This is a genomic window from Ferruginibacter sp., assembly GCF_031391665.1.
Classification (GTDB): Bacteria; Bacteroidota; Bacteroidia; order Chitinophagales; family Chitinophagaceae; genus Ferruginibacter.
This window is the reverse complement of the sequence record NZ_JANMUN010000025.1, coordinates 1-11,916: the sequence shown is the minus strand read 5'-3', so window position 1 is coordinate 11,916 and position 11,916 is coordinate 1. Positions and strand designations below refer to the sequence as shown.

Sequence of the window (11,916 nt, the reverse complement as noted above, 5' to 3'; positions counted from 1 at the left end):
AATGCAGGGGCCCTGCTGCTGGGGTTAGCAATAATAGATGAATAAAGTGTATTAGAAAAATTTGTAGGTATTCCTGGATTAGCTGTGTTGCCATCTTCACCTAAATTCATTAATCCCACTACATCCCTTGTGTCGGTAGTTACACCATTTCTATTAGTTACCCAAACTTCCATTCTCAAAATTTGTATGGGAGCAATTACCGCAGGTAAATTTTGCATTACCTTATTATAATTTGCCCTAAAATACTGTGCCGCTAAAAAGTGACGGTTCTCTTCGTACTCATCTGCCTTTACTTCAAATTGCTGCGATGATGAGCCACCCTGTAAATTAGCAGATTGCCGTTGCGATTTTTGATTGGCTAATACTGTGGTGATAAATAATTTACCAAACTGCAACTGTGTTTTTACACCAAACAATTGCTGGGCTCCCGGTATTAATGTACTCCGGCTGGGGAAGGAAACATTACCCAGTTCAAAACGTTTTATTATTTCATCATCAAGGCCGGTGTAATCTAATTTCAACTGATTATCCTGCCCAAAATTGGCCAGGGTATTATAACTGATAGGAAATTTTAATTTGCCGCCAATATCTGCATTTACATTCAGCTGCGCCTGCATGTCAAAATCAAAACCACCGTTCTTTCTTGCTCTTTCCGGTAAGGTAGGGTTTTTAATATTTTGCCCCTGGTAACCTGCGGTTACGTTAACATTGCCCTGCGGTGTAATATTTATTTTGCCATTACCAAACAGCCGGTTAAATAACCCATCGTAGATTGATAATTTAGGTTTTACTTTTCCCCTGTTGAGTATGCTGGTGGTATTGGCCCTTTTTTTAAAATAATCAATTTCCATTTGCCTGCCCCTCATTTGCCAATACTCTTCGGATGAATAAGAAGTGGGTGTGCGGTAATATTTGTTACCAATTTTTTCGTAAACGATATAACGCTTTGTTTTAGCATCGTAAACTATGGAATCTTTAAGGTTGGAAGGATTTTTTAAATCGTAAGTGCTGCGCTTTGAATTGGAAACTGCATCTCCCCTTCTGTCCTGAATGGGAAAAACAAGTTTAGTATTACCTTTTGGCGAAGTGGTATCCTGAAAAAATAAAGGAGATTTTAAATTATACGGGTTTGCCGAAACTTTGTTTACAGCAACTATTGCCACTACAACTGACAGTATCCCACAGCAAATTATTTTCGGAAAAATTTTTCTGATAAGCAACATCCAATAAATCAATTAACGTAGAATTCTGTCAAATGGTTTTTAAGGCTTTTTTTAATAAATCTTCTAATTTAGATACAGATGGTTCTGCAAGGGTAACTTTTTGGATGGCTTGCTCTGCCTGCTGCCTTGATATGCCAAGGGCAACTAAAGCATTTAACGCATCCTGTTCCAAACTATTGCTCCAATTAGGTGAAATAGTTTCGTTTAATGATTGTTTACTTAATTTATCTTTTAACTCCAGCACCAAACGTTCTGCAGTTTTTTTCCCTATCCCTTTGACACTCTCCAGCAACTTTACGTTGCTTTGCACAATTGCCCTGCTCACTTCTTCGGGTTTTAATGAGGACAGCATCATCCTTGCAGTAGCTGCTCCAATGCCCGAAACTCCTATCACTAAAAGGAAGATTTCTTTTTCGGCCTTTTCAAAAAACCCATACAGCACATGCCCATCTTCTTTTACCTGCAAATGTGTAAACAGTTTTCCCTGATCGAGATTTTGAATATGCGAATAGGTGTTTAAGCTGATATTTACTTCGTACCCCACGCCGTTAACATCTACATAAACCTGTGCCGGTGTTTTATCAATAAATTTTCCCTGCAGATATGCGTACATTACTCTGTTACGTATTAGGCGTTATTAAGTTACGGGTTAAGTAATACCACACTTTACTGCAATTTGCACAAACCTTTACTTTTACATAGCGAAAATAGGAATTATTTGTGAGGTTGGTTGTTAAAATAACTGTAGCCATTTTTTATGTATTTTTACCCCTAATAATTTATACATTCAACTTACAAAACAAACCCCCTGATTTAAATGCAAAAAATTACTGCTGCTATTACCGCCGTTGGTGGTTATGTACCCGATTATAAACTTACCAACAAGGAATTAGAAACAATGGTGGATACCAATGATGAATGGATAAGAAGCAGAACCGGCGTGGAAGAAAGAAGGATTTTAAAAGGCGAAGGACTGGGCACCAGTGATTTGGCTGTACCTGCAGTTTTAGAATTGTGTAAAAAGCGGGGTATTACACCTGATGAAATTGATTGTTTAATCTGTGCTACAGTAACACCAGATATGGTTTTTCCTGCCACAGCCAATATTATTTGCGATAAAGCCGGGGCTGTAAATGCATTTGGTTTTGATATTGGTGCAGCCTGTTCAGGTTTTTTATATGCTTTAACAACAGGTGCAGCATTTATTGAAAGTGGCCGCTATAAAAAAGTGGTGGTAGTGGGTGCAGATAAAATGAGCAGTATTATTGATTACAGCGACCGGGCCACCTGTATAATTTTTGGTGATGGTGCCGGAGCAGTTTTATTAGAAGCCAATAATGAAGGCAACGGCGTTTTAGACAGTATTTTAAAAAGTGACGGCAGCGGAAGACAATACCTGCATATGAAAGCGGGTGGCTCTGCTAAACCTGCAACTGTTGAAACTGTTTTAGCTAAAGAACATTATGTGTACCAGGAAGGCCAGGCCGTTTTTAAATTTGCTGTAAAAGGTATGGCTGATGTTAGTTATGAATTGATGCAGCGTAATAATTTAACTGCCGATGATATTGCTTGGCTGGTACCGCACCAGGCCAACTTACGAATTATTGATGCTACTGCTAACCGCATGGGATTATCGAAAGAAAAAGTAATGATTAATATTCAAAAATATGGTAACACTACAGCCGGTACTTTGCCACTGTGTTTGTGGGATTGGGAAAAGCAATTGAAAAAAGGGGATAATATTATATTGGCGGCTTTTGGTGGTGGGTTTACATGGGGAGCAACGTGGTTGAAGTGGGCTTATTAGTGTCTAATTTTTTTTTGTAAAAGAACACCAAGTAAGAATGAAAATATGGCACGCTGAGGGGCAGAGATTGCAGGAAATAAAAATGCCCTTTTTCAAGGGCATTTTATATTTTAAAGTTGATAACTGATTACCATCTGCTACCGCCACCGCCACCACGGTTGTTAGAATAACCGCCGCCGCTTCCGCCACGACCGCCACCTGAGTAACCACCACCGCCACCGGTTCTAGCTTCTCTTTCTTTAGCTACAGAAACAGACATTGCTCTTCCTTCTACTTCTTTATTGTTAAGGCCAGCCATTGCAGCTTTTCCTTCTTCGTCGCTACTCATTTCTACAAAACCAAAACCACGGCTTCTGCCAGTTTCCCTGTCTGTAATTACTTTAGCAGAAGAAACTTCGCCATACTGAGAAAATAAATCCTGCAATTCTGCATCGGATGTGTTAAAACTTAAATTTGAAACATAAATGTTCATGATAAAAAAAAATTAAAATAATTAAATAAAATACCTGTGCAATAAGGAGAAAGCAAACTAATAAAGATGGGAAAACTATTAACTGAGAAGATTAAAAAAAATAGAATCTATCAATGCTGTGAGCTAAATGCGATAAAACACAGTGCAAACATAAACTAATAAGCGCACAAAAGCATTTTTATTTTTAGGAAATGCTTTATCAGCTTAACTATCAGTTGCAATAAAGAAATTGACTGATACGTTACTATACTAATTACCAGGCCTTAATTTTATAATCGCTTTCCTTAAAATTATCCATTGGGCAAATAAATTTAATGATATGGAGCTGCCGGGCAGGTATCTTTATTAACTATATTTGTATTAGCAAATTTAAAACTATGAAAAAAGCAATTTTACTTTTATTAATTATCACTGCATTTTCCAACAATAGTTTTTCGCAGGCAAGATATATTATACGTTTAAAAGATAAAGGCACCAGCCCTTACGCTATTGCCAACCCTTCTGCTTTTCTTACCAGCCGGGCCATTCAACGCAGAACGAGGTATAATATAAATATAGATTCGGCAGATTTACCCGTAACACCACGTTATGTTGACAGTATTCGTTTAGCAGGCACAGTTACTATTTTAAATACTTCCAAATGGTTGAACCAGGTAGCTATTCAAACCAATGATGCAGTGGCTTTAGCTAAAATAAATACTTTTCCTTTTGTTTTAAGCAGCAGCCAAATTGCAAATATTAAAGAGACGATCGATATCCCTGTTAATAAACAATTAGATGCTCCTTTCAGTGTCGTTTCTCTAAATCCTCCGGTGCCGCAAAATGTAACGGCTGATTATTACAGCTACGGTCAATCGTACGGTCAGGTGCATATACATAACGGAGAGTTTTTACACAACCGTGGTTTTAGAGGCGAAGGAATGCAAATGGCTGTGCTTGATGCAGGCTTTTTAAATTATTTAACCCTGCCCACTTTTGACAGTGTAAGAAACAACGGACAAATTTTAGGCACCTGGGATTTTGTATCTAATAATGCAAGTGTAAATGAAGACCACCAGCATGGTATGAATTGCCTGAGCACTATTGCTGCAAATATGCCCGGCACTTTTGTCGGCACTGCACCCAAAACTGCTTTTTATTTGTACCGAACAGAAGAAGCAGCAACAGAATATCCTATTGAAGAACAAAATTGGGCAGCCGGCGCCGAGAGAGCCGATAGTTTAGGCGTTGATATCTGTTCTGTTTCCTTAGGTTATTCCACTTTTGATAATGCTGCTTACAACCATACTTATGCTGATATGGATGGCAACACCACCATTATTGCAAAGGCTGCTGATATTGCTGCAAAAAAAGGAATGCTGATTGTGGTGGCTGCAGGTAACGAAGGATCGGGTGCCTGGCATTATATTATTTCGCCTGCAGATGCAGACAGTGTGATGACCATTGGCGCAGTAAATACCAGCGGAGTTGTTGGTGGCTTTAGCAGTTATGGCCCCAGCAGCGATGGGCAAATAAAACCAAGCGTAGCCGCAGTGGGTGTTGGTGCTGTTGTGGCCAGCAGTTCAACAGGGCAACCTATTTTTGGTAATGGCACTTCGTTTGCCTGCCCCAATATGGCTGGGCTAAGTACCTGTTTATGGCAGGCTTTTCCTGAAGTAAATAATATGAACATCATTAATACCTTACAGCAATCGGCTAACAGGGCCGCTAACCCTGATGCAAGAACTGGATATGGTATCCCTGATATGAAAAAAGCTTTTGTGCTGCTGATAAAACAATTGTACACCAGGCAGGCTGCTATTACCAACTGCAGTGCATCTTTACAATGGAATGCAAAAACAGATTCGGTAATAAGTATTGTGGTGGAAAGAAAACTTACTACAGATGCAGATTATATTGCAGTAAATACAAAAACATCTACAGGTGCATTTGCTGCCAGAAATTTTACTTACACAGATGACCTGACAAATATTACCAGCACAGTAATAAAATACCGGCTTAAAATGTTTATTGCTGCCGATACCAGTTTTTATTTAGATTCTATGTCGTTAGCATTTACACCCAAGCCAAATTTTGGGGCTGATAAATCTGTATCCAGATGCAGTGACAGCAGTTTGAATTTAAACAGTTTGTACACCACAACAGGTTTAACTGCCATGTGGACACTAAGCGGAAATGCTGTTGCTAATCCTGCTGCAGTAAATACTCCGGGAACTTATATTTTAACCGGTGTAAATAATTCGGGTTGTTCCGATACTGCATCAGTTGCTGTAAATTTTATTGCCAAACCAAATCTTGGTACAGATAAAACCGCAGGCAAATGCCCTGACAGCAGTTTTAATTTAACCACACAATACACTACCACAGGTTTAACTGCAAACTGGACGATTGGTGGCGCTGCAGTTACAACACCGGCAGCAGTTACAGCAGCAGGAACTTATCAACTAATTGTAATTAATTCTTCGGGGTGCAGCGATACTGCATTGCTCACTTTAAATAATAACCCACAATTTTGCCAGCCTGTAATTTTTAAAGACAGCATTACTGCTATTGGCCCCAACCCTGTAACTGATAAGCTTAATGTGATTGTTACAAAAAAAGATGCAGTGAAAATTGAAATTTTTGTGCATACCAACTGGGGACAAAAAATTTACAGTTCAGTAAATCAGCACAGCCCCGGTAAAAAAATATATCAAATACCTATGAGGCAAATGGCCGCAGGTATTTATTATGTAACCGTATTTGTGAATGATAAAAAAGAATTGATAAAAAAGATTGTGAAGCGTTAGCCATTTTTAAAAACAGCCACAAACATAGAGTCGGCTTTTTTATCGTAACCTTTTAATAATTCCGTTTGCAGCAATTGCAGGTGGAATTTTTCTTTTATAAATTCTGCTACCTCTTCATTTTCCTTTTTAAAAACAGAGCAGGTAATATAAAAAAGCAACCCGTCTTTTTGCAGGTAAGAAATTACATTGGATACAATTTGTTTTTGCCGCTGTACATACACATCAATAATGGCGGGTTTAAAATAAAAAAGATTTTCGGGTGTACGGCTCCAGGTGCCGCTGCCGGTGCAGGGTGCATCGCAAATAATCATTTGGTAATTATTTACAGCCGGCGATTTTTCTGTACCCTTTGCTGTAATATCAGGAAATTGAAATCCAACAGTATTTAAATCTCCCAAAAAATAATTATAATCTTTTATACCGGCTTTGGTAAACCGCTGGTGAAGGTTTAGTAAGATAGTAAGTCTTACATCCGACACCGTTAGCTGCACATGCCTTTTTAAAATATCAAATAATAATATTGATTTACCACCGCTTGCGGCACAGCAATCCCAAGCGGTTACCGGCTTTTTTTTATCCACTACAAAATCTTTAAGGTAATTAAATACCTGCTGTGAATTATAATCCTGTATCACGGCTTCCCTGTCTGCGGCAACTAAACCATCTAATTTTGTGGCGTTGGATAAGGCTATACAATCTTCATCAATTAATGCCAACGGAATTTTTGCTTTTTGCAATTTATCTACCAGCATATTTTTTTTATGCGGCCTTATCCTTAAAAAAAGTTTAGGCTGCTTTAAAAAAGATTCAGAAAATTTTGGAAAATTTATTCCTGCAGAAAGTTCTTCTTTATACGCAAATATTTTTTTTGCAGGAAAATTAATAAGGTCAATTTTTTCTGCCACCGGTTTGGCAATCCAATCGTCCCATTCGGGGTAAAAAAAATGTACAATCTCGTTATGAAACTGTTCGCTTAAAAAAAGGCCTTTTAAAATATTAAGGTCATTAATTTCTTCTGCTGCCCTGCCCAGCCTGAAGTAACTGTAGCATAAGGAAGCAATGTGCTTTCTGTCGGTAGAGCCAAATTTTTTTTGAGTGGAAAAAAACTTTTTTAAGTATGCGGTAAAGGGTTCTTCGCCATTATATAATTGCAGTATTTTTTTAGCAGTATTTAAATAGGATTGGTAACGCATTTATTGAATTAAGGTTTTCGGATTTAAAATTAACCAACTTAACTTGTAATGCTACTTATTTTTAAAAATCAATTTTAAAAACATGAGCCACAGTTTCAAACTAAAATATATTTACGGCTAACGCCACAATTTAAAACCTTAAATGCTGCATTTAAATTTTTACAACTCCAGCAAACTTTTTACGGGATCTTTTCCAAACAATAACAATGCAGGATTTTCCAGCAACTCTTTTATTCTTACTAAAAAACTAACCGATTCCCTGCCATCAATAATTCTGTGATCGTAACTTAATGCCAGGTACATCATTGGTTTTATTACCACCTGCCCGTTAATTGCCATTGGCCGCTGCAAAATATTATGCATGCCCAAGATAGCCGATTGCGGAATATTAATAATGGGTGTACTCATCATAGAACCAAAAATACCGCCGTTGGTTATGGTGAAAGTTCCACCAGTCATTTCTTCTATAGTTAATTTATTGTCTTTTGCTTTTGTGGCCAGCTCCACCACTTTCTTTTCTATTTCGGCCATGCTTAAACTTTCTGCATTGCGTATAACGGGCACCACTAAGCCTTTTGGTGCACTAACTGCAATAGAGATATCACAGTAGTCGTGATAAATAACATTCTCCCCATCGATATAAGCATTAACCGATGGCCATTCCATTAAAGCATAGGTACAGGCTTTGGTAAAAAAACTCATGAAGCCTAAATTAATGCCGTGGCCTTCTTTAAATTTATCTTTATACTTGGTTCTAATTTCCATTATGGCACTCATATCCACTTCGTTAAAAGTGGTAAGCATGGCCGTAGTATTTTTTGCTTCTACCAAACGGCGGCTGATAGTTTTACGGAGGTTACTCATTTTCTCCGGCCTGTCGTTGCGGCCAAACATTGTAACACCGGGCTTGCGACCAGGATTATTCAATGCTTCCAAAACATCCTGCTTAACAATTTTACCGTTAGAGCCCGTAGCGGTAACCGTTTTTACATCTACTTTTTTATCTGCAATAATTGCGGCAGCAACGGGGCTCGCTTTGGTATCTTTAGCAGGTTCGTTTAGGGGTTTAGGGTCTTCGGTTTTTGCAGGAACGGTTTCTTTTGCTGGTTCAGCCTTTACTCCTTCCGGTTTTGCGGCATCGGTATCAATACTGCAAACTATATCTCCAATTTTTAAAGTATCGCCTTCTTTAGCAATAGTTTTAATTACACCAGCCTGCTCAGCATTTAATTCAAAAGTAGCTTTCTCACTTTCCAGTTCTGCAATTACTTCATCACGGTTTGCATACTCACCATCTTTTTTTAACCACTTTACCAGGGTTACTTCGCTTATACTTTCGCCAACAGTAGGAACTTTAATATCAATAGCCATTTATAAACTCTTTTTTAGTAGTGCAAATTTCGGGGAAAATAAATGATTATGGAAATTGATTTAAAGAAATTAAAAGAGGGAAGAAATCACACTGAGGAGCGGAGACCGCTGAGAAGGCAATTAATATTCAAAATTTCAGACTAACTGTCTTAAAAATATTTTTGCGATGATTTTATTCTAAAATTTTATTAAGCAGTTTTTTTATGCCCCTAAGTAACCTTTTAAAATTTTACACCTCGAAGCCGTTCTTAATTTTGTAATGGCTTTATCTTTTATCTGACGCACCCTTTCACGGGTAAGGTTAAATCTTTCGCCAATATCTTCCAGGCTTAAGGCATGGTCTATACCAATACCAAAGAAAAAACGGATCACATCTTTTTGCCTTTCGGAAAGTGTGCTGAGCGACCTTTCAATTTCGGTTTTTAAAGAGGCATTCAGCACTTCAAAATCGGTACCAATAGCATTGGGGTTTATCATTACGTCCATTAGGGTATTATCTTCTCCATCCATTAAAGGCTGGTCCATACTTACATGCCTGATGCCTGCACCTAATGTTGCCCTTACTTCTTCAATATCCATCTCTAAAAAAGTAGCCAGTTCTTCTGCACTGGGTTCTCTTTCAAATTCCTGCTCCAGTAAAGAATAGGCTTTGCTGATCCTGTTGCTGAGGCCTACTTTATTCAGCGGTAATCTTACAATACGTGATTGCTCGGCCAATGCCTGCAAAATGCTTTGGCGTATCCACCAAACGGCGTACGAAATAAATTTAAACCCTCTTGTTTCGTCAAAACGCTGTGCTGCTTTTATAAGGCCGAGGTTGCCTTCGTTTATAAGATCGGGTAATGTTAATCCCTGGTTTTGATATTGCTTTGCAACAGATACTACAAATCTTAAATTAGCTTTGGTTAATTTTTCCAAAGCACCCTGATCACCATTTTTAATTCGGATTGCGAGGGAAACTTCCTCTTCGGGTGTTATTAATTCTACCTTACCAATTTCCTGTAAATACTTCTCCAGACTCTGGCTCTCACGATTGGTGATAGACTTGGTGATCTTTAGTTGACGCATGCTCATAAGCCTGCTTGTTTTTGGGGGTTAAGTACAGAAAGCGATTTGCGGTTAATGAATTGTTAAAAAAATTTCCGTATTTATTAACGTAATTTATAGTATTTAAAGTATCTCACCAAAAAACTTTTTGTAAAGTTCTGTATGTCAGTAGGTTTAAAAAATGGTTTTCGCAATACAATATGTTAATAAGTATGCTAAAAATAAATGATAAAATATTTTGCCACGGTGATTATTTTGCTATTATTGCATGGTTCAAGGATTTTTAAAAATAAAGAATGAGTAAGAAAGTATTATTTACATTAGAATACCCGGTTAGATGTTCGCCAGGCATATTGTATGAATTTTTAATTACGCCTGCAGGATTGCAGGAATGGTTTGCAGATAAAGTAGATGAACGTGATGGTGTGTACAGTTTTTCGTGGAATGGCACTACTGATAAAGCAGAGTTATTAGAAATGGAAGAAGATAAATTTGTACGCTTTCACTGGCTGCACATGCCCAAGGGAGAATATTTTGAATGGAGCATTGAAAAATCGGAAGTAACCAACCAAACAATTTTGGTAGTAAAAGATTTTGCAGAAAAAAAAGAAATTAAAGATCAGAGCCAGTTGTGGGAATACCAGGTTAAAGACCTTTTTCACCGTATAGGCAGTTAATATTTCAGCAGGTGCAATACATCTGTAAAAGATTTTTCCAGCAACACCTCTATTTCATTCCATTGATGCAACGAAAATTTTGCAGCTACTTTTATAAAGTGCTGTTGTACTATTATTTTTTCTATTTCCGCACTGCTTAGTATGTTTAAGGCTTTAAAGTTATCTTCTTCAAAGTGGTGCTGCCACTCCACTTCATTAATACAGAGGTAAAAATTATTTAGCGGTAAAGCACTGATATTATTTATCAAATTTTGCTGAAACATAGTTTTATATTTACCTGATAAATGCAATGTGCAGCTGAAAAAATTGCCCCACCAAAACATGGTGCGTACGGCAAAAACATTTTCTTTATCAAAGCAGCGTGGGTAATCTAAAATTAAATAAGGCAGCTGCAAATAATTTTCGCCTTTGGCAATTTTTAGAGTGGATGATGTAACGGCGTGGGGCAGCCATTCTTTTTCTGCCATCACTGCAGCTTTCATATCATCTGCAAAATTTGCAAAGAAAATATTTACATTGTCAATTATTTTACGTTTAGTTAAAATCCAGTTAGTGGTGCTTACCAATTGCAGTTCCTCCGCAGAAAGCGTTAATTTTGATTTATCAGTCATAATATCTTTACAATTTACAAATAACTTTTAACAGCAACACCAGGCAAGGCAATGATTAAAAAATTAGATAAACTTATTCTTAAATCTTTTTTAGGGCCGTTTATTGTAACTTTTTTTATTGCTTTTTTTGTTTTGATGATGCAGACCCTTTGGAAGTATATTGATGACCTGGTGGGTAAAGGCCTGGATTTTGTTACTATCGGTGAGTTTTTATGGTTTGCAAGCGCCAGTTTATTAACACTGTCTATGCCCATTGCCATTCTTATTTCTTCTATAATGACGTTTGGTAACCTTGGCGAAAGTTTTGAACTGGTAGCCATAAAATCTGCCGGCATATCCTTATTGCGTTTTATGCGGCCTTTGGTATTTGTGGCTATTTTATTAAGTGGTATTACTTTTTTGTTTGCTAATTATGTTATCCCTTACACCCAATTAAAATTTGTAACCTTATACAACGATATTTTTTATAAAAAGCCTGCCTTTGATTTAAAGGAAGGGGTTTTTTTTACCCATATACCAACTTATGCTATTAAAGTAGGTAAAAAAGATGATGACAATAAAACCATTCGTAATGTGCTTATTTACGAACAAACCAACTCCCTGCAGGATAATTGTATTGTTGCCGAAACTGGTGTAATGAGCGTTTCGGAAGATAAAAAGTTTTTAGAATTTAATTTGCAGAATGGTTACCGCTATACGGAAAGAGGCAATTCCGGCGACTCCTCC

11 protein-coding genes are annotated in these 11,916 nt (G+C 37.5%); 4 read left to right on the top strand and 7 right to left on the bottom strand.

The window, feature by feature from the left end:
* Positions 1–1,163: T9SS outer membrane translocon Sov/SprA (gene sov / locus ACY651_RS02535; RefSeq protein WP_462249396.1), on the bottom strand; the 1,163-nt coding region annotated here is incomplete at its 3' end.
* An 88-nt stretch (positions 1,164–1,251) separates the two neighbouring features.
* On the bottom strand, positions 1,252–1,836 hold the full coding sequence (gene ruvA, locus ACY651_RS02530) for a Holliday junction branch migration protein RuvA (protein ID WP_462249394.1): 585 nt from the start codon (positions 1,834–1,836) through the stop codon (positions 1,252–1,254).
* A 204-nt stretch (positions 1,837–2,040) separates the two neighbouring features.
* Here ruvA and ACY651_RS02525 point away from each other — a divergent pair, with 204 nt between their 5' ends.
* Entirely contained in the window at positions 2,041–3,030 is a 990-nt protein-coding gene (locus tag ACY651_RS02525; RefSeq protein ID WP_462249392.1) for a beta-ketoacyl-ACP synthase III, read from the top strand.
* A 127-nt stretch (positions 3,031–3,157) separates the two neighbouring features.
* Here ACY651_RS02525 and ACY651_RS02520 read toward each other — a convergent pair whose 3' ends face one another.
* Positions 3,158–3,502: an RNA recognition motif domain-containing protein gene (locus tag ACY651_RS02520; protein ID WP_462221568.1), complete on the bottom strand. Its 345-nt coding sequence runs from the start codon at positions 3,500–3,502 to the stop codon at positions 3,158–3,160.
* A gap of 377 nt (positions 3,503–3,879) precedes the next feature.
* On the opposite strand from ACY651_RS02520, the gene ACY651_RS02515 reads away from it, so the two are divergent.
* Positions 3,880–6,291: a S8 family serine peptidase gene (locus ACY651_RS02515; RefSeq protein WP_462249390.1), complete on the top strand. Its 2,412-nt coding sequence runs from the start codon at positions 3,880–3,882 to the stop codon at positions 6,289–6,291.
* Here the strand turns inward: ACY651_RS02515 and ACY651_RS02510 are convergent.
* The 3 genes from ACY651_RS02510 to ACY651_RS02500 form a co-directional block, all read right to left on the bottom strand.
* Positions 6,288–7,484 (bottom strand): RsmB/NOP family class I SAM-dependent RNA methyltransferase, encoded by a 1,197-nt coding sequence (locus ACY651_RS02510; protein ID WP_462249388.1) that lies wholly within the window; start codon positions 7,482–7,484, stop codon positions 6,288–6,290. The genes ACY651_RS02515 and ACY651_RS02510 overlap by 4 nt on opposite strands.
* A 159-nt stretch (positions 7,485–7,643) precedes the next feature.
* Positions 7,644–8,855 (bottom strand): 2-oxoglutarate dehydrogenase complex dihydrolipoyllysine-residue succinyltransferase, encoded by a 1,212-nt coding sequence (gene odhB / locus ACY651_RS02505; protein ID WP_462249386.1) that lies wholly within the window; start codon positions 8,853–8,855, stop codon positions 7,644–7,646.
* Between the two features lie 201 nt (positions 8,856–9,056).
* Positions 9,057–9,929 (bottom strand): sigma-70 family RNA polymerase sigma factor, encoded by an 873-nt coding sequence (locus ACY651_RS02500; protein WP_462249384.1) that lies wholly within the window; start codon positions 9,927–9,929, stop codon positions 9,057–9,059.
* A gap of 269 nt (positions 9,930–10,198) precedes the next feature.
* Here ACY651_RS02500 and ACY651_RS02495 point away from each other — a divergent pair, with 269 nt between their 5' ends.
* A complete protein-coding gene (locus ACY651_RS02495) occupies positions 10,199–10,579 on the top strand; it encodes an START-like domain-containing protein (protein ID WP_462221914.1) in 381 nt (126 codons plus the stop codon).
* Here the strand turns inward: ACY651_RS02495 and ACY651_RS02490 are convergent.
* Complete coding sequence (locus tag ACY651_RS02490; RefSeq protein ID WP_462249382.1) at positions 10,576–11,190, bottom strand: hypothetical protein; 615 nt, start codon at positions 11,188–11,190, stop codon at positions 10,576–10,578. The genes ACY651_RS02495 and ACY651_RS02490 overlap by 4 nt on opposite strands.
* A gap of 51 nt (positions 11,191–11,241) precedes the next feature.
* On the opposite strand from ACY651_RS02490, the gene ACY651_RS02485 reads away from it, so the two are divergent.
* Positions 11,242–11,916, top strand: a 675-nt coding sequence (locus ACY651_RS02485; protein WP_462249380.1) for an LptF/LptG family permease, incomplete at its 3' end; no start/stop codon positions are given.